The sequence below is a fragment of the Amycolatopsis sp. CA-128772 genome, assembly GCF_002904295.1.
Taxonomy (GTDB): domain Bacteria; phylum Actinomycetota; class Actinomycetes; order Mycobacteriales; family Pseudonocardiaceae; genus Amycolatopsis.
Map to the genome: position 1 here is coordinate 54,491 of NZ_PPHG01000040.1, position 20,913 is coordinate 75,403.

Consider the following 20,913-nt stretch of genomic DNA (forward strand, 5'->3'; position numbering starts at 1 on the left):
TTTACACCTCTTGCTTCTGGGTCTGCTTGCGCATTCCGGCGAGGCCGGCCTGCCGGGCGCGCATGACGACGCCGCTGATCTCCGCGGCCACCGCCTCGACGTCGGCGGCAGTGGATGTGTGGCCAAGGGAGAAACGGAGTGAACCGCGGGCGGCCGCTGGATCGGCTCCCATGGCGAGAAGTACGTGACTGGGCTGGGCGACGCCGGCTGTGCATGCCGAGCCCGTCGAACATTCGATGCCCTTGGCGTCGAGCAGCATCAGGAGGCTGTCGCCGGCGCACCCCGGGAACGTGAAGTGAGCGTGGCCGGGCAGCCTCTCGCCATCTCCACCGTTGAGGAGAGCGTCAGGTACCTCGCGCTCGATGACCTCGACGAGCCCGTCTCGAAGTTCCTCGACGCGCTTCGCGTATTCGGCTCGGGTCGCGACGCTGATTCGGACAGCAGCCGCGAACCCCACGATCGCCGGGACGTCCAGCGTGCCTGAACGGACGCTGCGTTCCTGGCCGCCGCCGTGCAGCAGGGGCACGCACGGTACGTCGCGTCCGAGAAGCAGGGCTCCCACTCCGAAGGGGCCGCCGAGCTTGTGTCCGGTCAGGGTGAGCGCAGCTGCGCCGCTGGCCGCGAAGTCGACCGGCACGGCTCCGACGGCCTGGACGGCGTCGGTGTGGAACGGGATGCCGAATTCGGCGCAGACTGCCGCCAGCTCGGGGATCGGGTTGATCGTGCCGACCTCGTTGTTCGCCCACATCACGGTCGCCAGGGCCACCGTTTCGGGGTCCGCGGCGATGGCTGCGCGAAGTACGTCGGGCGAGACTCGTCCTTGGCTGTCCACGTCCAGCAGGACGACCTCTGCGCCGCTGTGGGCTTCCAGCCACTCGACGGTGTCGAGCACGGCGTGGTGCTCTGCGGCGCCGCACAGAATGCGACGACGCTGCTCGTTTTCGTCGCGGCGGGCCCAGTAGATGCCCTTGATCGCGAGGTTGTCGCTCTCGGTGCCGCCGCCGGTGAAAATTACTTCGGAGGGACGGGCGCCCAGGGCGTCTGCGATGGTTTCGCGGGCTTCCTCGACCATGCGGCGGGCCCGGCGGCCCGATGAGTGCAGCGCCGAGGCGTTGCCCACGGTGGACAGCGCCTCGGTCATCGCCGCTATGGCTTCGGGCAACATCGGGGTGGTTGCCGCGTGGTCGAGATAGGTCATCGCCTCTTCAGGGTAGTCCGCTTCAGCGCGTGACGAAGCGCACCCTGGCTCTCGAAGTGGCCTGTCACACCTTTGACGGCCAGCGCCCGGTCAAGCGGACGCCCACCAGTGCGAGCGCCACCAAGGCCCCTGTGAGCAGCGCCATCGCCGGCGACGGGTCAAGCACCGAGCCGACCACGCCGAGCAGGACGCCGCCCAGGCCGATGAGCAGGGCCGAGCCGACCCAGTCCGCTAGCTGCACGGCCGAGGTGTTGAACCCGCGCTCTCCTTCGGGTGAATAGCGGAGCAGGAGGACGGAAATCGCGGGCATCGCGATCCCCATGCCGGCGCCGCCGATCGCGCAGGCCACGAAGGCCACCCAGCCGGGGAACCATGGCTGGGACACCAGGCCGAAGCAGACCAGCCCCGCAGTCACCAGCCAGAACCCCGTGCGCAGGGATGCCTCCCTCGACCAGTTGAGGTACCGGCCCTGCGCCGCCGACGCTGCGGACCAGCCCAAGGCCGTGATCGTCAGCGGCAGGCCCGCGAGGGCTGGGCTGTAGCCGTGGACCGCACTCATCGTCAGGGGCAAGTACGCCTCCATGCCCGCGTACGCGCCGGCGATCAGGGCGCGGGAGGCGACGACCGTCGGCAAGCCGGGGCGGGATGTCAGCGTTCCGGCCGGCAGCAGTGTCCGGAGGGCGTAGGCCAGGGCGATGAGGCCGACCGTGCCGTAGCCGAGCGCGACGAACGACTGGTGCTGGGCCGCCCACGTCAACGCCGCGACGCCGAGCGCGGCGATGATCGCCTGGGGCACGCTTGCCCGCCGTCCGCCTGGGGTGGGTGCGTGCTTCGGCAGGCGGCGGATGACCACCGCCAGCATGACGACGCCGAGGGCCACCAGCGGGACCAGGCCGAGGAAGACCCAGCGCCAGCCGACGCTGACCGTCACCACCCCGGCCACCGAGGGGCCGATGACCGCGGGGAGGACCCAGGCGGCCGCGTTCGCCGCGTAGATCACCGGGCGTTCGTGGTCAGTGAACGTCAACGCGATCAGGAGGGACACCGAGACCAGGAGCAGGCCCGAGCCGAAGCCCTGCAGCGCGCGGCCGAGGAGGAGCGTCGGCATTCCGTTCGCCGTTCCCGCGACAACCAGGCCGGCCGCGAACAGCAACGGTCCCGCGAGCAGGGCCGGCGCTGGGCCGCGGCGGTCGCCGATCCGGCCTGACAGCACCGTCGCGACCACGCTGGAAATCAGGAAGATCGTGAACGGCCACGAATAGAGCGACAACCCATGGAGGTCGGCGACCAGGGTGGGCATCGCCGTCGCCACGCCCATGTTCTCGAACGCGACCAAAGTGACCACGAGCAGCAGCGCGATCGTCGTCAGGCGGTGTTCCGGGCTCCAGAGCACGCTTCGGCGGCGGGGTGCGGAGTCGAGCGTCGAGGCCATGATCAGCAGCGTGCAACCTCCAGCTGACTGGAGGTCAAGGCGATTCAGGCCGTGCGGTGGGTCACCGGCTCCAGGGGCAGGTCGCGGGCCAGTGCGGCCGCCTCGCCGCGGGAACTCACGTCCAGCTTGTCGAGGATGTTGCGGACGTGGAACTTGACCGTGTGCTCGCTGAGCTGCAGCTGCTCGGCGATCTGCCGGTTGCGCAAGCCTTGGGAGATTCCCGACAACACCTCCAGCTCGCGCGGGTTGAGCCGGTCGAGGGGACGCAGCTCGGGAGGCTCGGTGACGCCGTGCGGGAGGACAGCCGTGACCGTCGTGCCCCAGCCGGGCACGGCGTCGACCTCCCAATGGCCGCCCAGGGCCGTGAGGCGCTCGGTCAGGCGCCGCGGCGGGACCGCGTCCGCTACTTCCGGGCAGTCGTCGCGGACGGTGATCCGGAGCAGGGGTCCGTCCACGCGCCAGGACGCCCGCAGGCGCGTGGTCGTCGGGCGGTCCAACGCGCCGAGCACGAGGCCGCGGGTCAGCGTCCGGGCCGTGTGGGCGATGTCCTGCGGGAGGGACGCGTCGCCGACCGGCGCGGGCAGGTCGATGTCGGCTTCCGTGTGGCGGACCAGGTCGGCCAGCTGGGTCTTGAGGACCTCGAACGCCGTGTCCACCTGCTCCGCGGATAAGACCTCGTCGCGGTCGACGACGCCCTTGAGCTCGAGGAGCGCGGCGGCCGCCAGGTCGACCGCGGTGCGGCGGGCGGCGACGTCGGTGAGCCGGCCCGAGCGGAGCACCGACAGGATCGTGACCAAGGTTGCCGCGTGCGCCTGGCCCAGGTCGGTGATCGCGCGGGCGCGGGCGGACGCTGCCGCGAGGCTGCCGGCCAGGACTTCCGGCTCCGGGTCCGCCGCGCGCCGGCCCGCGTCGGTGCTGAGGATGTGCCACAGGCGGACCGCCAGGTCCAGTTCCGCGGACGGCGGCTGCGCGGCCTCCGGCACCACCGCGAGCACCGCGCCCTGGCCGATGGCCGGTTTCGAAGCGAGCAAAACGAGACGGCGTTCGACGCCGCCGAGCACGCCGTCGATCACCAGGGCCGTGCCCGGCTCGCTGCGGTCGGCCAGCCGCTGCAGCTCGACGCTCGTCACGGCCTGGGTGATCGCTTCGTCGCCGATGACCTTGAGCGGGCTGCGGGGACAGTCGCCCGTCTGCATCGCGACCCCGCGGTGCGGGATCAGCCTGCCCAGCTCGGCGGCGAACCGGCTGAGCAGCTGGGACCGCGGGGCCGACAGCACGCGCTCGACGACGTCCAGCACGTGTCGCGGATCCGACCAGGAGGCGTCCATGTCGTCCACGGTAGGCGCGTCCCCGCTCCGGCGACCTGCTCGTCCGGCTAGTGAACACTGCTCGTCCGGGCGGTTCGCCGGTTCCGCCGGGCGAGTTGACTTCCCGGGGAGGACATTCGAACCGAACGTCACGAACCGAGGAGCGACCACCACCATGCGAGCGATCACCTTCTCCGCGTACGGCGGGCCGGACGTCCTGCAGCTGTCCGAGGTGCCGGTGCCGGAGCCCGGCCCGGGGCAGGTGCGGCTGGCCGTCCGGGCCGCCGGGATCAACCCGATCGACTGGAAGATCCGCAGCGGCGCCATGCAGCAGAACTTCCAGGTCGCTTTTCCGCACACGCCCGGGCTGGAGGTGGCCGGGGTCGTCGACGCCGTCGGCGAGGGCGCGGACTTCGCCGTCGGCGACGAGGTGTTCGGCTGGTCCGAGACCGGCGCCTACGCCGAGTACGCGCTGGCGAAGACCCTCGCGCCGAAGCCCGCGAGCCTCTCGTGGGCGGACGCTGCCGCTCTGCCGGTCGCCGGCGAGACGGCACTTCGCGTCCTCGGACTGCTCGAGGTCCGCGAAGGCGAGACGCTGCTGATCCACGGCGCCAGCGGCACGGTCGGGCGGTTCGCCGCGCAAGTGGCCGTGGCGCAGGGCGTGACCGTCATCGGCACCGCCGGCAGCCGGAACCTCGACGACCTCAAGTCGCTCGGCGTCGTTCCGGTGCTCTACGGCGACGACTGGCTGGAGCGGGTCCGGGAGGCGGCGCCCGGGCCGGTGGACGCCGTGTTCGACGCCGCCGGGCACGGCGTGCTGCCCGGTTCGGTCGAGCTGCGGGGCACGAAGGACCGGGTCGTCACCATCGCCGACAGCGCGGCCTTCGAGCTGGGCATCCCCTTCTCGAGTGGCGGCGAGCAGACCCGCGAGGTCCTGACCGGGATCGCCGGCTGGGTGACCGACCGCGGGGTCCGGATCGCGCAGGGCACGAGCTACCCGCTGGCCGAGGCGGCCGCCGCGCAGGTCGAGAGCGAGGGTGGGCACCCCGGCGGGAAGCTCACGCTCGCTGCCGGCTGAATCGGCGAGATGAACGGGCCCGTCGCCGAATTTCGGCAACGGGCCCGTTCGCGACGAGAACACTTCCGAGCCGGAGCTCGACAGCGAACGGCCGGCGCTCCCGATCCGGGCCTGCCACCGGATCGCGGCGGCAGGCCCGGATCACTTCGCGGGAGGCGAAGCCACCAGTGCGCGGCTCGGCGTCCGGCGCCTGCGCTGCGCCGGGATCCGGACCGTGCCCAGCGCGGAATGGACCGCTGCCTCGGCGAGGGCCGCCAGTTCCCGCCTGGTTTCCGCGCGGCCCGGTGCGATCTCCGGGCAGATGTGGATCTCGAGCACCAAGCCGCGCAGAGCCGCGACCCGGCGCAGCGACGCGATCAGGGATTCCGGGCCGATGAACGCCGGGCGGCTGGTCTCGCGGCCGTCCGCGAGGCGGTAGCGCAACGCGATCGGGCGGACCGGGACGCCGCCGTCGATCGCCGCCTGGAACGTCGCCGTCGTGAACCGGCCCGAGGCCAGGCCGCACCACGTCGTGCCCTCCGGGGTGACGCTCACCAGAGCGCCCGTGCGCAACGCTTCGGCCAGGGACGCCATCGTGGCCGGCAGGGTCGTCAGCCGCTCGCGGTCGAGGAAGATGCTGCCGCCGCGGCGGACCAGGCCGCCGAGCACGGGCCAGCCCGCGATTTCCTTCTTCGCCAGCGCGCGCATCGGGCGCAACGCGTTGATCGCGACGATGTCCAGCCACGAGATGTGGTTGTTGACCACCAGTGCCCCACGGCCGGTGGGGGCCCTCAGGAAGTCCGCGCCGCCGCGGATGTCCAGCCGGACGCCGAACGCCCGGAGCACGCCGAGGAAGATCAGCCGGAGGAGACGTTCGCGGCCCGGTGCCACCAGCAGCAGCGGTGCCGACAGCAGCGCCGCGAGAACAACGGTGATCGCCGCCGCGAAGCGCAGGATCCGGCGCGGGAAACCGACCACCGGGTCGTCGGCGGTGAGGCAGCCGTCGCCGCACGGCGAGGCCGGCATCCAGGCGTGGCTCATGACTGGGCCCCGAGGAAGAACTTCAGGTACCGCTCGTCGACGTTCTGCAGGTCCAGCAGGACGAAGAAGTCCGCGACGCCGAAATCGACGTCGAGCGCGGGCGGTCCGCAGACCTTCGCGCCGAGCCGGACGTAGCCCTTGATCAGTGGCGGCAAAGTTGCCCGCGCCGGGCGCTCGATGCCCGAGGCATCCCACGGGATCAACGGCGACACGCGCGTGGCCTCGTCGGAGTAGTGCTTGGCGCGCAGGACGTCCCACACGCCGGCGGCGAAGGAGCCGTCGCCGACCAGCGGGACCGAGGCGCAGCCGGCGAGGTAGCGGTGGCCGGAGAGCAGCATGTAGCGGGCGATCCCGGCCCAGACCAGGCTGACGACGGCGCCGCTGCGGTGGTCCGGGTGGACGCACGACCGGCCGGTCTCGACCAGCGACGGCCGCAGGGCGTCGAGCTCGCCCAGGTGGAATTCACTGTCGGCGTACAGTTTCCCGGCTTGGACGGCACGTTCCGGCGGCAGCATCCGGTAGCAGCCGACGATTTCGCCCGTGTTGTCGTCGCGGACCACGAGGTGGTCGCAGAACTCGTCGAACTCGTCGATGTCGAGACCGGGCCGCGGGGAGTGCAGGCGCGCACCCATTTCCTCGGCGAAAACCCGGTGCCGCAGTTTCTGCGCCGCGACCACTTCGTCGTTCGCGTGCGCGACGAGAAGCGAGTACCGGGGGGCGTCGGCGGGGAGCTGGGCACCCGCCTGATCAGTGCTGACGAGGAGCTGTGACGTCGTCATGGTCAAGGTGTACCGGCGCGGAGGAAGCCGCGGAGAGTGCGATCCGATGACCGATCAGTGCACGTTCAGTGAATGGCGGGTTCTGTGTCCCGAAAACGCCCGAAGGGCCTTCCGGGAGCTCGCGGAAGGCCCTTCGTGAGACCAGGCTCAGCCCTTGCGCTTCTCGACCGCCTCGGTCAGCTGCGGCGCGACGGTGAACAGGTCGCCGACGATGCCGAAGTCGGCGATCTCGAAGATCGGCGCCTCCGCGTCCTTGTTGACGGCGATGATCGTCTTCGACGTCTGCATGCCGGCGCGGTGCTGGATCGCGCCGGAGATGCCGAGCGCGATGTACAGCTGCGGCGACACGGTCTTGCCGGTCTGGCCCACCTGGAACTGCGCCGGGTAGTAACCGGAGTCGACCGCGGCACGCGAGGCGCCGACAGCCGCGCCGAGCGCGTCGGCCAGCTTCTCGACGACGTCGAACTTCTCCGCCGAGCCGACACCGCGGCCGCCGGAGACCACGATGGAGGCTTCGGTCAGCTCGGGACGGTCACCGCCGGTCACCGGCTCGACGCCGGTGATCTTGGTGGCCTTCGCCGCGTCGACGGCGGGGATCTCGACGGTCTCCTCGGCCGCCGCGCCCTCGGCCGGCTCGGCCTCGACCGCACCCGGGCGGATGGAGACGACCGGCGCACCCTTCGCGGACTTGGACTTGACCGAGAACGCGCCACCGAAGATGGACTGGTCGATGACGCCGTCGCCGTTGACGCCCACGGCGTCGTAGATCAGGCCGGAGCCCAGGCGCACGGCCAGGCGGGCGGCGACCTCCTTGCCCTCACCGCTGGCGGTGACGAGCACGGCCGCCGGGGACGCCTGCTGCGCGAGCGCGGCGAGCACGTCGACCTTGGGTGTGACCAGGTAGTTCGCGGCGTCGTCGCCTTCCGCGACATACACCTTGGCGGCGCCGTGCGACGCCAGCGCCTGCTTCGCCTTGGCGGCGGTCCCGGTCGGGCCGACGACGACGGCCGACGGCTCACCGAGGGCGCGGGCGGCGGTCAGCAGCTCGAGCGTGACCTTCTTGACCTCACCGTCGACGTGGTCGACGAGGACGAGTACTTCAGCCATGTTCTTGTTTCCTCCTCGAAGAGCCGTTGTCAGATGAGCTTCTGGCCGACCAGGTACTCGGCGACCTTGGTGCCGCCGTCGCCCTCGTCTTCGGCCTTCTCGCCGGCGGTGCGCGGCGGCTTCGGCGAGGATTCGGTCACGGCGGACCACGCGTTGCCGAGGCCGACCTCGCCCGCGTCGACGCCCAGGTCGGCGATGGTGAACTTCTCGACCGGCTTCTTCTTGGCGGCCATGATGCCCTTGAACGACGGGTAGCGCGGCTCGTTGATCTTCTCGCCGACGCTCACGATCGCGGGCAGGCTCGCCTCGAGGTGGGTCAGGCCGTCCTCGGTCTCCCGGGTGGCCTTGATCGTCGAACCGTCGACGGTCAGCTCACGCACGTAGGTGACCTGCGGCAGGCCCAGCAGCTCGGCGAGGATCGCCGGGATGGCGCCACCGCGGCCGTCGGAGGACTCGTTGCCGGCGATGACCAGGTCGAAGCCCTCGACCTTGGCGATGGCGGCGGCGAGCACCTTGGCGGTGGCGATCGCGTCGGAGCCGTGCAGCGCCTCGTCGGAGACGTGGATGGCCTTGTCGGCGCCCATGGACAGGGCCTTGCGGATGGCGTCGGTCGCGCGGTCGGGGCCCACCGAGATCACGGTGACCTCGCCCTCGCCGGCTTCCTTGATCTTCAGCGCTTCTTCGACGGCCTTCTCGTTGATCTCGTCGAGCACGGCGTCGGCGGATTCGCGGTCAAGGGTGTGGTCGGACCCGTTGAGCTTCCGCTCCGAGTAGGTGTCCGGTACCTGCTTGACCAGGACGACGATGTTGGTCATGGGTCTGCTTCGACCTCCCGGTTCGTGGCCCGCGGTCGACCACGGGACAGTGCTCTACTGGCCGGTAGATTAGGGCCATTCCGCCGCCACGACCCGTCGAGGTGACGCCATTCACCTGGATGCGCAATCTATTGGGACGATTGTCCCGGTAGTTGACCGGTTACCCCACCCGAACTGCCGTTCGTCCAATCGGACCAACCACGGCCTACTCGCGGTGGGTCCCAGGCATTAACCTCCCCCACCATGCCCGCGCGCATCGCCGTCATCACCGACTCGAGCTCCTGCCTTCCCGACCTCGTCGCATCCCGCTGGGCCATCGGCGTCGTCCAGATCCAGATGAGCCTGGGAAACCACTACGACGACGAGAACCGCTTCGACCGCGGCGAAGTGATCGACGCCATGAGAGCCGGGCAGGTGATCACCACGGCGCCCCCGGACCCGGGGGCGTTCTTCTGGACCTACCAGGAAGCGGCCGCCTCCGGCGCGACCGCCATCGTCAGCGTCCACATCTCCGGCCGCATGTCCGACACCGTCCGCGCGGCCCGGGAGGCCGCCCAGCAGGTCCGCATCCCGGTGCACGTCCTCGACAGCCGGACCACCGGCATGAGCCTCGGCTTCGCCGCCGTGTCCGCCGCGCGGGCGGCCGCGGCCGGGGCGGACGCCACCCGCGTCATCGAAGCCGCCGAGCGCCGGTGCACCACGAGCACCGAGTTCATCTACGTCGACACGCTCGAGTACCTGCGCCGCGGCGGCCGGATCGGTGCCGCGCAGGCCGCGCTCGGCAGCGCGCTCTCGATCAAGCCGCTGCTCACGGTCAAGGACGGCGAGGTCGCGCCGCTGGCCCGGGTCCCCGGCACGCGGCGCGCGCTGGCGAAGATGGTCGACCTCGCGGTCAAGAAGTCCGGTGGGTTCCGCGCCGACATCGCCGTGACGCGGTTCGGCGCCAGTGACCACGAACTGGAAATCGGCCGGCAGATCGAACGCCGCGTGCCGGCGATGGTCGAGAGCATGGTCGTCGAGGCGAGCACGGTCATCGGCGCGCACCTCGGCCCCGGTGCGCTCGGCATCACGGTGTCGCCGGTGGGCTGACCCGCCGCCCCGGGATCGCCAGCACCACGAGCGGGACGACGACGCCGAGCGCCGTCGTCGCGATGATCAGCACCTGGTCGATCCGCTCGAAGTGCGCCACGTGGCCGAGGTGGTAGAGGAAGTGCGGCAAGCCGAACAGCAGCCCCGCCACGCCGGCGAGGCGCGCCACGGCTGTGGTGCCGATCACGGCGGCTCCGGCCAGGAGCGCGGCGAGGGTCAGGTTGAGGCCGCCGAAGTCGCGCAGGAGGTGCTCGTTGAAGGGCCCGTCCATGGCGACCCAGCCGGTGCGGAACCCGGGAAAGTCCTGGTAGAAGCCGGTGGGCGACACCAGCGGCCACATTCCGACCACGGCCTCGACCAAGCCGAAGACGACGAGCAGTACGCGGGTGATAGTCCGTTGCATGCCCACGGAACGAGACGGCGGGGCCGGACGTGACACCCGCTAGGGTCGCGGAGATGACCACCCCAGCCACCCGGGCCGAGGCGCTGCACCTGACCGGCGAGCGGACCGTCCCCGGCATCGCCGCGGAGAACTATTGGTTCCGCCGCCACGAAGCCGCGTACGCCGCCCTGCTTCCCCACTGCGCGGACGCGACGGTGCTCGAAGCCGGCTGCGGCGAGGGCTACGGCGCCGGGCTCATCGCCACCACGGCCCGCCGGGTGCTCGCCCTCGACTACGACGTGCCGACCACCGAGCACGTCGCCCGCCGCTACCCCGAGGTCACCGTCGCGCGGGCGAACCTGGCGTACCTGCCGGTGCGGGACGCCGTCGTCGACGTCGTAGCGAACTTCCAGGTCATCGAGCACCTGTGGGACCAGGCCGGATTCCTCGCCGAGTGCCACCGGGTGCTGAAGCCGGGTGGCCGGCTGCTGGTCACGACGCCGAACCGGCTGACCTTCACCCCGGACAGTGATACGCCACTGAACCCGTTCCACACCCGCGAGCTGGCGCCGGCGGAACTGGCCGAGCTGCTCACCGACGCCGGGTTCGCCGTCGAATCGCTGCACGGGCTGCACCACGGCGCGGCCGTGCGCGCGCTCGACGAGCGGTACGGCGGTTCGATCATCGACGCCCAGCTCGACGTGGTCATGGGCAAGCTGCCGGGCCAGGCGGTGTGGCCGGAGGCGCTGCTCGCCGACGTCGCCGCGATCGAGGCGACCGGGTTCGACGTCCACGGCGACGACCTCGACGCGAGCCTCGACCTGATCGCCGTGGCGGTGCGCCGATGAGCGAAGGCACCTTCTGCCTCGTCGTGCACAGCCACCTGCCGTGGCTGCCGCATCACGGGACCTGGCCGGTCGGCGAGGAATGGCTGTACCAGGCGTGGGCGCACTCCTACCTGCCGATGGTGGAACTGCTGGAGCGCTTCGCCGACGAAGGCCGCCGAGACGTCCTGACGCTCGGTGTGACGCCGGTGCTCGCCGCGCAGCTCGACGATCCGTACAGCATCCGCGCGTTCCACGACTGGCTCGGCCACTGGCAGCTGCGCGCCCAGCACGCGTCGACGCTGTGGCGCGGCGACCCGCTGCTGCGCGAGCTCGCCGCCGCCGAGCACCGAACCGCGGTCCGCGCGGCCGAAGAACTCGGCACGCGCTGGCGGCACGGGTTCTCCCCGATCCTCCGGTCACTGGTCGACAACTCGACGATCGAGCTGCTCGGCGGGCCACTGGCGCACCCGTTCCAGCCATTGCTGGACCCGCGGGTGCGGGAATTCGCGCTGAACGCCGGGCTCGCCGACACGGCGCTGCGGCTCGGAACGCGGCCGGAGGGGATCTGGGCGCCGGAGTGCGGGTACGCGCCCGGGATGGAAACGGGCTACGCGGCCGCGGGTGTGCGGCGGTTCATGGTCGACGGCCCGTCGTTGCGCGGCGAGACGTGGGCGGCGCGCCCGGTCGGCGACAGTGACGTGGTCGCTTTCGGACGAGACCTCGAAGTCACCTACCGCGTCTGGTCGCCGAAGGCCGGGTATCCCGGCCACGCCGCCTACCGCGACTTCCACACCTGGCAGCACGAGGTCGGGCTCAAGGCGGCGCGCGTCACCGGCAAGACGGTCGAGCCGCAGGACAAGGCGCCGTACGACCCGGCGCTCGCCGCGGACGTGCTGGGGACGCACGTCAAGGACTTCGTCGAGACGGTCGTGGCGCGGCTGCGCTCGCTGAAGAAGCAGCACGGGCGTGAGGCGCTCGTGGTCGCCGCGTACGACACGGAACTGTTCGGACACTGGTGGTACGAAGGGCCGGCGTGGCTCGAAGGCGTGCTGCGTGCCCTGCCCGAGGCCGGCGTGCGGGTGACGACACTGAAGGGTGCACTGGAGACGGGGCACGTCGGCGAGCCGATCGACCTGCCGTCGTCGTCGTGGGGGTCGGGCAAGGACTGGCGCGTCTGGGACGGCGAGCAGGTCAAGGACATGGTCGCCGCCAACGCGGCCCTGCAGGAACGGCTGCTGGACCTCGTGGCCGGATTGGCGACCACGGCCCGGGACACTGTCGCCGACCAGGCCGTCGCCGAGGCGATGCTGGCACTGGAAAGTGACTGGGCGTTCATGGTCACGAAGGATTCGGCCGCGGACTACGCCCGCCGCCGCGCCGCGGTCCACACCGAGCGCTTCGACACACTGGCCGATTTGTTGCGACGCGGCGACCGCGCGCGGGCCGCGGAACTGGCCGCCAACTATCGCGCCGACGACGGGCCGTTCGGGCACCTCGACGCCCGGGAACTGAAGCACAACTGAAGCACAACTGAAGGGACCTTCATGGGGATCCACGAAATTCCGGTCAAGACACTCGACGGGCAGGACAGCTCGCTGGGCTCGCTCGCCGGCAACGCTCTGCTCGTGGTCAACGTCGCGTCGAAGTGCGGCCTGACTCCGCAGTACTCCGGCCTCGAGCGCCTTCAGGAGCGCTTCGGCGGTCAGGGTTTCTCCGTGGTGGGTTTCCCGTGCAACCAGTTCGCGGGACAGGAACCGGGCAGTGCGGAGGAGATCCAGACGTTCTGCTCGACGACCTACGGCGTGACGTTCCCGCTGTTCGAGAAGATCGACGTCAACGGCGATGACCGGCACCCGTTGTACGCGGAACTGACCAAGTCGGCCGACGCCGAGGGCGCGGCGGGTGACGTCCAGTGGAACTTCGAAAAGTTTCTGATCAGTTCCGACGGCGAGGTGCTCGCGCGGTTCCGGCCGCGGACCGAGCCCGAGGACGAGGCCGTCGTCAAGGCGATCGAGGCCGCGCTTCCGGCGTGAACCGGGCCGCCGGGCGGGCACCCGCCCGGCGGAGCGCCGGTCACAAGCCGAGCTGCTCGCGCCCGACGGCGTTGAGGTCGTCGAGTGTCGCGCGGCCGGTCCAGTTCACTTCGTAATCTTCGGGCGCGAAGTCGCCGGGGCTCTTGCCGGTCAGGAATGCCCGGCCGCAGTTTTCGGCGTAGGCGGCGTTCTTCGGGCAGTGCGGGCTCGCCGGGATGTACATGACGTTGCCCCAGCGGTCCGGGTTGGTGCCGTCGGCGACCGCGTGGATGACATCGCCGTGCCACCAGACCGTGTCGCCCGGTTCGATGTCCGGGATCGGGGTCAGCGCCGGCAGCAGGTCGTCGTGGTACTTGTCGTTCACCGGCAACGCCTGGCCGTTGGCCGCGCCGCAGAGGTCGTCGTCGGGGATGTCGTCCTGGAGCGCGCGAAGCAGGACGTATGCGATTGCCGACGGGATCGGCACCACGTGCAGCACGCCGTCGCCCTGGCGCATTTCCGACAACGCCGTCCAGCCCTGGAAGGTGCGGAAGGCCGAGCACATCACCGTCGACGGGTACTCGTCGACTTCGGCGCGGTAGGCGCCGTCCCACGGGTCGTACCGTTGCCAGTTTCCGGCGAAGACGTGGCGGAACACCTGCTGGTAGGCGGGCAGCAGCCAGCGTTCGACCGAGCCGGAGTCGGTGTGCGCGGAGAGGCCGAGTGACGCCGACCCGGGCGGGCGGCGGCGGATGCGGTCCGGGTAGGCCGTGTCGCGATCGGGGTCGAACCAGACGCGACCCTCGGATTCGTGCCGCCAGAAGGAATTGAGGAACCGGCGGACGGCGACCATGTGCTCGTGCTGGCGTGCCTCGATCTGGGGCTTCGACCAGTAGACGGGGTAGATCTGCGGCTGGCTCGACGCGAGGCCGGCGAAGACGTCGTCGGCGGGGCCCTGGTAGGTGCCGGCGAAGTCGTTGTCGGCGAGGTACGCGGCTAGCCCGGCGTCCCAGGCTTCGGCGGTTTCGCGCGCGAAGGTGCCTTTGACAACCGCGCAGCCACGGCGGCGGATGGCGTCGAGCGTGCGCTGCGGCACCGCGCCCTCGGCGATGTCGCGGTAGCGGACCACGGGGAAGGCGTCCGGGTCGGCGGCGACGGCGTCGACCTCCCGGCGCATCCGGTCGCGGATGCCGGCGAACGCGCCGGCGACGTCGCCGATCCGGGCGCGCAGGTCCTGCTTGGTCCGGGCGATCGCCTCGGACATGTTCGCGGGCAGTTCGGTGGTGGTCATCGGCGTCCTCCGGGTTTGGTTAGGACTCCTTACTAGAATGGCCCGGCTACGGTAACCCCTGTCCGTCCCCCGCCACAAGAGGTGCGATGTCCGACCCCGACCGGCCGCTTCCGCGCCTGGCGATGCTGCGGGCTATGACCGACCGCGCGGTCCTCGACCGGGTCTTCGTCGAAAACCGGACCACGCGCGCCGAGCTCGCCGCGACCACCGGGATTTCGAAGCCGACGATCTCGGAGTCCGTCCGGCGGCTCGAGACGGCGGGCGCGCTGCGGGCGACCGGCACCGACCAGACCGGCCGCCGCGGTCGCATCGCCACCATCTACGAATTGGCCGCCGACGCCGGCCGGGTCGTTGCCGCCGAGGTCAACCAGCAGGGCATCCGGACGGTGACGACCGACCTGACCGGGACGGTCCTGGCCACCGCGCGGCACGCGCCCGGCGGACGGCCGATGACCGACGCGGTCCGGGCGGCCATCGCCGCCGCGGGCGCCGCCGGGCCGGGGCCGGTGCGGGCGACCGCGATTTCGGTGGCCAACCCCGTGGACCCCGTCGCGCACGAGGTCGTCGCCCTGCCGGGGTCGCCGTTCCCCGAGGGCACGCTGCGGGCCGGGGAGATCGGCCCGGACGTCCTGCTCGACAACGACGTCAACTTTTCGGCGATCGCCGAACGGCGGGAAGGTGCGGCGCGGGCGGCGAAGAGCTTCGCGTACGTCTACGTCGGCGCCGGGCTCGGGGTCAGCCTCTACGTCGGCGACCAGTTGCTCCGGGGCGCGCACGGGCTGGCCGGCGAGATCGGGTACCTGGACAGTTCGGGGACGACGCTGGCGTCCGCGCTGGCCGAGCAGGGGTTCGGCCGGCCGGATGCACCCTCGCTGGACGTCGACGCGATGCTGACCACGCTCGACGCCGCGGCGGCCGGGGACACCGTGGCCGCGGAACGGCTACGGCTGCTGGGCGGCACGCTCGGCCGGGCGGTGGCCGCGATCTGCACGATCGTCGACCCGGACCTGGTGGTCCTCGGCGGCCCGGCGGGGAGCCGGGCGGCGCTCGTGGCGGAAATCCGGCAAACGGTGCACGCGGCGGCGCCGGGGCCGGTGCGGGTAGCGGCCGGCGAGGTGACGGACTCGGCGGCACTGCGCGGGGCGTTGTTGTCGGCGCTCGACCACGGCCGAGACGGCCTGGTCAGGGCGGTCGCCGAAAGCTGACCACGGGCCTCGGCGGCGCTCACCGACGACTGACCACGTGCCCGCCGTCCGGGGCGGTTGCCGGAAGTCGACCGGCTGGTGACCGGCGAGGCGACCGGCGTGGTCAAAATCAGGACGAGCCTGCCTCGATCACCGCTTGCACGCACCTCGCCACCACCGCCGGGTCCACCTTCACCACGCGACGGTCGTACGTGAGCAGGCCGTTGACCTCGTTCTCGACGTCCGTCGTCTGCGTATACACCGCTCCGGACAAGCCGCGCTCCGTCACCACCCGCTCCAGGGCCGCGCTCACTTCCGCGTAGCGCGAGGACAGCCGCTCCCGTGTCGGTGTCATCTCGTATGCGTTCGGGGGGCCTGGCCAGCAGTGGCCCTCCAGGGCCAGGCCGAGGCCGCCGTACTCGCCGTTGACGATTGCCCGGTTGTCCGCCACTGATGGGTCGCCCGGGCCTACGTACGTGTGGTCGTCGTAGATGTCGCCCGCGGCCGTGTCCGGGCGGGAAAAACAGCAGTTCATGCCGCTGTTGGCGATCACCAGGCGCGTCGGGTCGAGGGTTTTCACCAGTTCCGCCACCCGGGCCGTGTCGAACTCGCCCCAGCCTTCGTTGAACGGGATCCAGGCCACGATCGAGGGGACCGCCCTCAGCTGGGTCACCATTTCCCCCAGTTCCGCCTCGAAGTGCGACTGCGCCTGCGGGATCGGGTCCGGGGCGATCCCCGGCGGGCCGTCGAACGATGCCGTGAGCGAGGGCATGTCCTGCCAGACGACCAAGCCCAGCGTGTCGGCCCAGAAGTACCAGCGGGCCGGCTCCACCTTCACGTGCTTACGGACGCAGTTGAAGCCCAGTTCCTTCGTCTTCTCCAGGTCGAAGCGGAGGGCGTCGTCGGTGGGTGCCGTCGAGATGCCGTCCGGCCAGTAGCCTTGGTCGAGTGGGCCGTGCAGGAACTTGACGCGTCCGTTGAGCGCTATTCGCGGACGGCCGGAAGAATCCGGGAGCAGGCCGATCGTTCGCAAGCCCACGTAGCTGCCGACCTCGTCCGAAACTTCGCCATGCCGGTCGCGGAGCTCGACGCGCAACGAATACAGGTGCGGGTCGGCCGGGGTCCAGAGGCGGGGTGATGGCACGTCCACGCGCACCGGCGTCCCCGCCGGGGCCGAGGCTCCCGCCAGCTCGCCGTCCTTCGACGAAATGACGACCACGACTTCGGTGCCGCCAGTGACCTGTGGGGACACCGTCACGCCGGTCAGGTCCGGGGTCAGGTCCAGCCGCTCGATGCGGGCCTCGGGGACCGGCTCCAGCCACACCGTTTGCCAGATTCCCGACGACGCCGTGTACCAGATCCCGCCCGGGGTGTTGCGCTGCTTGCCCACCGGGAACGGCTCGATGTCGGTGCGGTCCTCGGCGCGGACCGTCAGCTCCTGCGGCCCCGACGCGCGCAGGACGTCGGTGATGTCCGCGCTGAACGCCGTGTAGCCGCCTTCGTGCGCCGCGACGAGCTGGTTGTTCACCCACGCCTTCGCCGTCTGGTCGACCGCGCCGAAGTGGAGCAGGACACGCGAGCCGCGCCAGTCCGGCGGGATCTCGACCAGCCGCCGGTACCAGAGGATCTCGTCGCGCCGGCCGATTTCCGACAACGCCGACTCCGGCGGGAACGGCACCAGGATCCGCTCGCCGTAGCCCGACGGCCGTGGTTCGTCCGGCGACGACGGCCAGCCCGCGTACTCCCAGACGCCGTTCAGGTTCAGCCAGCGCGGCCGGGTCAGCTGGGGCCGCGGGTACTCGGGCAGCGCGTGGCCCGGAGCGACGTCGCCGCTCCACGGGGTCGAGAGGAGCGGGTCGAGCCGGCGCCAGCCGGGTTCCTCCGGGAAAGTCATCCCCGTCATGGTGACACCAGTGACCGACGTCACATGTGAACGGTCCGTCACCACGGGCCCGCCGCCTCTTTCCGACTCGCGAGTAACCTCTGCGCATGCGTGTGCTGATGCTGTCCTGGGAGTACCCGCCCGTGGCCATCGGGGGCCTGGCCCGGCACGTCCACGCGCTCGCCACCCACCTCGCCCGCCAGGGCCACGACGTCGTGGTGCTCTGCCGGCACGCCGCGGGCACCGACGCCGGGACGCACCCGCGGACCGATCGCGTCGTCGAGGGCGTGCGGATCATCCGGGTCGCCGAGGACCCGATGCACGTGACGTTCGAACGCGACCTCGTCGCCTGGACGCTGGCCATGGGGCACGCCATGATCCGCGCCGCGCAGGACCTGCTGCGCACCTGGCAGCCCGACGTCGTCCACGCGCACGACTGGCTCGTCGCCCACCCGGCCATCGCGATCACCGAGGCCGCGCGGGTGCCACTGGTCGGCACTGTTCACGCAACTGAAGCCGGGCGGCACTCCGGCTGGCTGTCGCACCCGCTGAACCAGCAGGTGCACTCGGTCGAATGGTGGCTCGCGAACCGCGCCGACGCGCTGATCACCTGCTCCCAGGCCATGCGCCGGGAGGTCGCGCACCTCTTCGAGGTCGAGGCGGCCGACGTCACGGTCATCCACAACGGCATCGAAGAACGCGGCTGGCAGGTGCCCGCGGACGAGATCGCGCGCGCCCGCGAGGTCTACAGCCCGGCCGGGGCGCCACTGTTGCTCTACTTCGGACGCCTCGAGTGGGAGAAGGGCGTGCAGGACCTGCTCGCCGCGCTCCCCCGCATCCGCCGCCGCCACCCGGGCACCCGCGTGGTCGTCGCCGGCAAGGGACGGCACTTCGACGAACTCGTCGAGCAGTCGCGGAAACTGCGGGTGCGGCGCGCGGTCGACTTCGTCGGGCACCTGTCCGACCGCGACCTCCGGGCGGCGCTCGCCGCGGCCGACGCCGTGGTGCTGCCCAGCCGGTACGAGCCATTCGGCATCGTCGCCCTGGAGGCCGCCGCCGCGAAGGCGCCGCTGGTCGCCTCGACGGCCGGGGGCCTCGGCGAGGTCGTGGTGGACGGCGAGACCGGGCTCGCGTTCAGTCCCGGGGACGTTGCCGCGCTGGCCACCGCGGTGACGGCGGTGCTCTCCGACGCGGACGCCGCCGCCGAACGGGCGCAGGCCGCGCAGGCGCGGCTGGCCGCGGACTTCGACTGGGGCCGCATCGCCGAGGCGACGGCCGAGGTCTATCGGCGGACGAAGGCGGGCGAGCCGGTCGAGCTGCCCCGGCCGAAGATCGCCACCGGCAACGCCTTCGAACCGGTGCCGGCCGAGATCCCGGAACTGTAGGTGGCCGCCGGCTCAGAACCGGCAGGGCCGCATGCAGTCCGGCCGCGCCGCGGTGGGCGTGGCCGTGGCCGCGTCGACCATGAACGCGAGCGAAAGCACGACGAAGAGGGTGGCGACGGCAGCTCTCAACCGGCTGGTCATGGGGACTCCTCGGGGACGGCGGCGCGATCGGCGCCTGCAGCGAGCATCCGCGCCGCGTCCCGGGGAAACAATAGGCGGAACTGCAGGGGCCGGTACGTATTCGCCTTCCGTGATCGGTTCGTCCGGTTCCGCCGAGAACGGGCTCAGAACACCGGCAGCAGGACGCCGTGCTCGGACTCCGGCCGCGAGCCGAAGATGCGGCGGTCGGCCTCCGCGATGGGGACGTCGTTGATGCTCGCTTCGCGCCGGCGCATCAGGCCCTCGTCACTGAACTCCCACAACTCGTTGCCGTAACTGCGGAACCACTGCCCGCCGGCGGTCCGGGACTCGTACTGGAACCGCACACCGATGCGGTTGCTGCGGAAGCCCCACAGTTCCTTGCGCAGTGCGTAGTCCAGTTCCCGCGTCCACTTCTCGGTGAGGAACTCGACGATCTGCGCACGCCCGGCGACGTAGCGGTCGCGGTTGCGCCACACCGAATCCTCCGTATACGCCAGCGACACCCGCTCGGGGTCGCGGGTGTTCCACGCGTCTTCGGCGGCCTGGACCTTCTGGCGGGCGGTGTCTTCGTCGAACGGCGGGAACGGCGGGCGCGGGGTCATGGCAGGCTCCTTCCGGGGCAGAGAACGTTCGTTCTCCGGCACTGCCGCTAGACTAGAGAACGATCATTCTCAGCGCCAGGAGCAGGTGACATGGATTCCACGGAGGCGACCGACCGGCTGCTGGAGGCCGCCGAAGACCTCTTCTACGCCCACGGCGTGCAGGCGGTCGGGATGGACGCCGTGCGCGAACGCTCCGGCGTCTCGCTCAAGCGGCTCTACCAGTGCTTCCCGGCGAAGCACGACCTGGTCGAGGCCTACCTGCTCCGCCGGGACGAACGCTGGCGCCGCTCGTTGCGCGAATTCGTCCACGCCCGCGGCGACGACCCCCTGGCCGTGTTCGCCTGGCTGCGGAACTGGTTCGCCGAGCCGGGCTTCCGCGGCTGCGCCTTCATCAACTCTTTCGGCGAGTTCGGCGAGCCCGCGCCGGGCATCGCCGCCGCGATCCGCAAGCACAAGGACGAAGTCCGGGCCTACCTGCGCAGCCTGCTGCCGGGCCGGGAAGTTGCCGATCAGTTGTTCGCGCTCGTCGAGGGCGCGACCGTGCTCGCCGCGATCACCGGCGACCCCGGCGAAGCCGACACGGCCCGCGAAGCCGCGAAGGTGCTGCTGGCCGCTCAGGGGTAGAGCGTCAGCCCGGGGTCGAGCCCGACCTCCGCCAGCTGGGCGAGGCTCAGCGGCGGCGACGGCATGTCCGGCGCATCCCCTGGTTCTTTCGGCCGGCTGGTCGGCTACGGCTACGGCGACGCCGCCGGACGGCCGCGCACGGCAGAGCCGGCCGCCGTGGACACCGGTTCGGTGGGCCTCTCGAAGGACGGCGTCGCGATTCCCGTACCCCGGGCGAGCCGGGCCTGGCCCGGATCCCGGTGCCGGACGCCGGCGGCGCGTACCGGCTCACCGCGGACGTCCACCGGCACACCGCCTGGTGGCCACTGTGGACGGACGTGTCGGCGGAGTGGGGCTTCCGCTCGTCGGCCGCCGCGGACGGCCGGGCGCTCCCGCTGCTCACCGCCCGGTTCGACCCGGCGGTCGACCTCCGCAACCGCGCACCGGGCGGCCGGCTCTTCACGTTCCCGGCGTTCGTCGAGCGGCAAGGCGGCGGGACCAGCAGCAAGCTCGCCGTCGAGACGTCCGCCGACGACGGGCGCACCTGGCCGCCCGCGGTCACCCTGCGGACCGGGGACCACTGGACGGTCGTGGTGCGGAACCCGGCGAGCGGTTTCGTCTCGCTGCGGGCCAAGGCGTCGGACGACGACGGGAACACCGTGCAGCAGACGGTGATCCGGGCGTACGCGATCTCCTGACGCGGAAAAATGAACCGGTCCCGGTGACGGGGAGCCGCCGTCACCGGGACCGGTCCGGACCCACACCATCCCAACGGTGTG

At 71.4% G+C, this 20,913-nt stretch carries 21 protein-coding genes; 9 read left to right on the forward strand and 12 right to left on the reverse strand.

Annotation, left to right across the window (positions count from 1 at the left end; genetic code table 11):
- Nucleotide 1: 1 nt before the first annotated feature.
- From C2L59_RS16355 to C2L59_RS16365, 3 genes are all read right to left on the reverse strand, one after another.
- Nucleotides 2-1,198 (reverse strand): cysteine desulfurase family protein, encoded by a 1,197-nt coding sequence (locus C2L59_RS16355; protein WP_103350365.1) that lies wholly within the window; start codon nucleotides 1,196-1,198, stop codon nucleotides 2-4.
- Between the two features lie 64 nt (nucleotides 1,199-1,262).
- Nucleotides 1,263-2,630, reverse strand: a complete 1,368-nt coding sequence (locus C2L59_RS16360) for an MFS transporter (protein ID WP_103350366.1) — start codon at nucleotides 2,628-2,630, stop codon at nucleotides 1,263-1,265.
- A gap of 44 nt (nucleotides 2,631-2,674) precedes the next feature.
- Nucleotides 2,675-3,958, reverse strand: coding sequence for a response regulator transcription factor (locus C2L59_RS16365; RefSeq protein ID WP_103350419.1), 1,284 nt, complete (start codon nucleotides 3,956-3,958; stop codon nucleotides 2,675-2,677).
- Between the two features lie 154 nt (nucleotides 3,959-4,112).
- Between C2L59_RS16365 and C2L59_RS16370 the strand changes: the two genes are divergently transcribed.
- Nucleotides 4,113-5,015 carry an NADP-dependent oxidoreductase gene (locus tag C2L59_RS16370; protein ID WP_103350367.1) on the forward strand — a complete coding sequence of 301 codons (903 nt, stop codon included), beginning with the start codon at nucleotides 4,113-4,115 and terminating at the stop codon, nucleotides 5,013-5,015.
- A 141-nt stretch (nucleotides 5,016-5,156) separates the two neighbouring features.
- On the opposite strand, the gene C2L59_RS16375 is transcribed toward C2L59_RS16370, so the two are convergent.
- The 4 genes from C2L59_RS16375 to C2L59_RS16390 form a co-directional block, all read right to left on the reverse strand.
- Nucleotides 5,157-6,035: a 1-acyl-sn-glycerol-3-phosphate acyltransferase gene (locus tag C2L59_RS16375; protein WP_103350368.1), complete on the reverse strand. Its 879-nt coding sequence runs from the start codon at nucleotides 6,033-6,035 to the stop codon at nucleotides 5,157-5,159.
- Nucleotides 6,032-6,814, reverse strand: coding sequence for a GNAT family N-acetyltransferase (locus C2L59_RS16380; RefSeq protein ID WP_103350369.1), 783 nt, complete (start codon nucleotides 6,812-6,814; stop codon nucleotides 6,032-6,034). Before C2L59_RS16380 ends, C2L59_RS16375 begins: the two co-directional genes overlap by 4 nt.
- 147 nt (nucleotides 6,815-6,961) lie before the next feature.
- Nucleotides 6,962-7,921, reverse strand: coding sequence for an electron transfer flavoprotein subunit alpha/FixB family protein (locus C2L59_RS16385; protein ID WP_103350370.1), 960 nt, complete (start codon nucleotides 7,919-7,921; stop codon nucleotides 6,962-6,964).
- A gap of 29 nt (nucleotides 7,922-7,950) precedes the next feature.
- Nucleotides 7,951-8,736 (reverse strand): electron transfer flavoprotein subunit beta/FixA family protein, encoded by a 786-nt coding sequence (locus C2L59_RS16390; protein WP_103350371.1) that lies wholly within the window; start codon nucleotides 8,734-8,736, stop codon nucleotides 7,951-7,953.
- Nucleotides 8,737-8,979: 243 nt separating this feature from the next.
- Between C2L59_RS16390 and C2L59_RS16395 the strand changes: the two genes are divergently transcribed.
- The gene (locus C2L59_RS16395; protein ID WP_103350372.1) at nucleotides 8,980-9,825 is read left to right on the forward strand and encodes a DegV family protein; all 846 of its coding nucleotides are present in this window, start codon (nucleotides 8,980-8,982) and stop codon (nucleotides 9,823-9,825) included.
- On the opposite strand, the gene C2L59_RS16400 is transcribed toward C2L59_RS16395, so the two are convergent.
- A complete protein-coding gene (locus tag C2L59_RS16400; RefSeq protein WP_199199105.1) occupies nucleotides 9,803-10,228 on the reverse strand; it encodes a hypothetical protein in 426 nt (141 codons plus the stop codon). The two genes, C2L59_RS16395 and C2L59_RS16400, sit on opposite strands and share 23 nt — an antisense overlap.
- 53 nt (nucleotides 10,229-10,281) lie before the next feature.
- On the opposite strand from C2L59_RS16400, the gene C2L59_RS16405 reads away from it, so the two are divergent.
- Genes C2L59_RS16405 through C2L59_RS16415 form a run of 3 tightly spaced genes read left to right on the forward strand, consistent with a single transcriptional unit; the run spans nucleotide 10,282 to nucleotide 13,067 of the window.
- Entirely contained in the window at nucleotides 10,282-11,055 is a 774-nt protein-coding gene (locus C2L59_RS16405) for a methyltransferase domain-containing protein (RefSeq protein ID WP_103350374.1), read from the forward strand.
- The gene (locus C2L59_RS16410) at nucleotides 11,052-12,557 is read left to right on the forward strand and encodes a glycoside hydrolase family 57 protein (RefSeq protein ID WP_103350375.1); all 1,506 of its coding nucleotides are present in this window, start codon (nucleotides 11,052-11,054) and stop codon (nucleotides 12,555-12,557) included. Before C2L59_RS16405 ends, C2L59_RS16410 begins: the two co-directional genes overlap by 4 nt.
- Nucleotides 12,558-12,578: 21 nt before the next feature.
- Entirely contained in the window at nucleotides 12,579-13,067 is a 489-nt protein-coding gene (locus tag C2L59_RS16415) for a glutathione peroxidase (protein ID WP_103350376.1), read from the forward strand.
- 40 nt (nucleotides 13,068-13,107) lie between these two features.
- Here C2L59_RS16415 and C2L59_RS16420 read toward each other — a convergent pair whose 3' ends face one another.
- On the reverse strand, nucleotides 13,108-14,337 hold the full coding sequence (locus C2L59_RS16420; protein WP_103350377.1) for a YbiU family protein: 1,230 nt from the start codon (nucleotides 14,335-14,337) through the stop codon (nucleotides 13,108-13,110).
- Nucleotides 14,338-14,423: 86 nt separating this feature from the next.
- Between C2L59_RS16420 and C2L59_RS16425 the strand changes: the two genes are divergently transcribed.
- Entirely contained in the window at nucleotides 14,424-15,542 is a 1,119-nt protein-coding gene (locus tag C2L59_RS16425) for an ROK family transcriptional regulator (protein WP_103350378.1), read from the forward strand.
- A 109-nt stretch (nucleotides 15,543-15,651) separates the two neighbouring features.
- Here C2L59_RS16425 and C2L59_RS16430 read toward each other — a convergent pair whose 3' ends face one another.
- On the reverse strand, nucleotides 15,652-17,415 hold the full coding sequence (locus C2L59_RS16430) for a glycoside hydrolase family 2 protein (protein WP_103350420.1): 1,764 nt from the start codon (nucleotides 17,413-17,415) through the stop codon (nucleotides 15,652-15,654).
- A gap of 95 nt (nucleotides 17,416-17,510) precedes the next feature.
- On the opposite strand from C2L59_RS16430, the gene C2L59_RS16435 reads away from it, so the two are divergent.
- A complete protein-coding gene (locus C2L59_RS16435) occupies nucleotides 17,511-18,788 on the forward strand; it encodes a glycosyltransferase family 4 protein (RefSeq protein WP_103350379.1) in 1,278 nt (425 codons plus the stop codon).
- A 12-nt stretch (nucleotides 18,789-18,800) separates the two neighbouring features.
- Here C2L59_RS16435 and C2L59_RS49850 read toward each other — a convergent pair whose 3' ends face one another.
- Both C2L59_RS49850 and C2L59_RS16440 read right to left on the reverse strand, forming a co-directional pair.
- Complete coding sequence (locus tag C2L59_RS49850) at nucleotides 18,801-18,929, reverse strand: hypothetical protein (RefSeq protein WP_255410266.1); 129 nt, start codon at nucleotides 18,927-18,929, stop codon at nucleotides 18,801-18,803.
- Nucleotides 18,930-19,072: 143 nt separating this feature from the next.
- Entirely contained in the window at nucleotides 19,073-19,531 is a 459-nt protein-coding gene (locus C2L59_RS16440) for a nuclear transport factor 2 family protein (protein WP_103350380.1), read from the reverse strand.
- 90 nt (nucleotides 19,532-19,621) lie between these two features.
- Between C2L59_RS16440 and C2L59_RS16445 the strand changes: the two genes are divergently transcribed.
- Both C2L59_RS16445 and C2L59_RS16450 read left to right on the forward strand, forming a co-directional pair.
- The gene (locus tag C2L59_RS16445) at nucleotides 19,622-20,155 is read left to right on the forward strand and encodes a TetR/AcrR family transcriptional regulator (RefSeq protein WP_103350381.1); all 534 of its coding nucleotides are present in this window, start codon (nucleotides 19,622-19,624) and stop codon (nucleotides 20,153-20,155) included.
- 239 nt (nucleotides 20,156-20,394) lie between these two features.
- A complete protein-coding gene (locus tag C2L59_RS16450; RefSeq protein ID WP_233223519.1) occupies nucleotides 20,395-20,832 on the forward strand; it encodes a hypothetical protein in 438 nt (145 codons plus the stop codon).
- Nucleotides 20,833-20,913: the final 81 nt, after the last annotated feature.

Coding starts and splice junctions, on each gene's coding strand:
- C2L59_RS16420 (WP_103350377.1), bottom strand. CDS start 14,337: ATGACCACCACCGAACTGCCCGCGAACATGTCCGAGGCGATCGCCCGG.
- C2L59_RS16440 (WP_103350380.1), bottom strand. CDS start 19,531: ATGACCCCGCGCCCGCCGTTCCCGCCGTTCGACGAAGACACCGCCCGC.
- C2L59_RS16410 (WP_103350375.1), top strand. CDS start 11,052: ATGAGCGAAGGCACCTTCTGCCTCGTCGTGCACAGCCACCTGCCGTGG.
- C2L59_RS16370 (WP_103350367.1), top strand. CDS start 4,113: ATGCGAGCGATCACCTTCTCCGCGTACGGCGGGCCGGACGTCCTGCAG.
- C2L59_RS16435 (WP_103350379.1), top strand. CDS start 17,511: ATGCGTGTGCTGATGCTGTCCTGGGAGTACCCGCCCGTGGCCATCGGG.
- C2L59_RS16360 (WP_103350366.1), bottom strand. CDS start 2,630: ATGGCCTCGACGCTCGACTCCGCACCCCGCCGCCGAAGCGTGCTCTGG.
- C2L59_RS16385 (WP_103350370.1), bottom strand. CDS start 7,921: ATGGCTGAAGTACTCGTCCTCGTCGACCACGTCGACGGTGAGGTCAAG.
- C2L59_RS16380 (WP_103350369.1), bottom strand. CDS start 6,814: ATGACGACGTCACAGCTCCTCGTCAGCACTGATCAGGCGGGTGCCCAG.
- C2L59_RS16425 (WP_103350378.1), top strand. CDS start 14,424: ATGTCCGACCCCGACCGGCCGCTTCCGCGCCTGGCGATGCTGCGGGCT.
- C2L59_RS49850 (WP_255410266.1), bottom strand. CDS start 18,929: ATGACCAGCCGGTTGAGAGCTGCCGTCGCCACCCTCTTCGTCGTGCTT.
- C2L59_RS16365 (WP_103350419.1), bottom strand. CDS start 3,958: ATGGACGCCTCCTGGTCGGATCCGCGACACGTGCTGGACGTCGTCGAG.
- C2L59_RS16375 (WP_103350368.1), bottom strand. CDS start 6,035: ATGAGCCACGCCTGGATGCCGGCCTCGCCGTGCGGCGACGGCTGCCTC.
- C2L59_RS16445 (WP_103350381.1), top strand. CDS start 19,622: ATGGATTCCACGGAGGCGACCGACCGGCTGCTGGAGGCCGCCGAAGAC.
- C2L59_RS16400 (WP_199199105.1), bottom strand. CDS start 10,228: ATGCAACGGACTATCACCCGCGTACTGCTCGTCGTCTTCGGCTTGGTC.
- C2L59_RS16415 (WP_103350376.1), top strand. CDS start 12,579: ATGGGGATCCACGAAATTCCGGTCAAGACACTCGACGGGCAGGACAGC.
- C2L59_RS16390 (WP_103350371.1), bottom strand. CDS start 8,736: ATGACCAACATCGTCGTCCTGGTCAAGCAGGTACCGGACACCTACTCG.
- C2L59_RS16395 (WP_103350372.1), top strand. CDS start 8,980: ATGCCCGCGCGCATCGCCGTCATCACCGACTCGAGCTCCTGCCTTCCC.
- C2L59_RS16355 (WP_103350365.1), bottom strand. CDS start 1,198: ATGACCTATCTCGACCACGCGGCAACCACCCCGATGTTGCCCGAAGCC.
- C2L59_RS16405 (WP_103350374.1), top strand. CDS start 10,282: ATGACCACCCCAGCCACCCGGGCCGAGGCGCTGCACCTGACCGGCGAG.
- C2L59_RS16430 (WP_103350420.1), bottom strand. CDS start 17,415: ATGACTTTCCCGGAGGAACCCGGCTGGCGCCGGCTCGACCCGCTCCTC.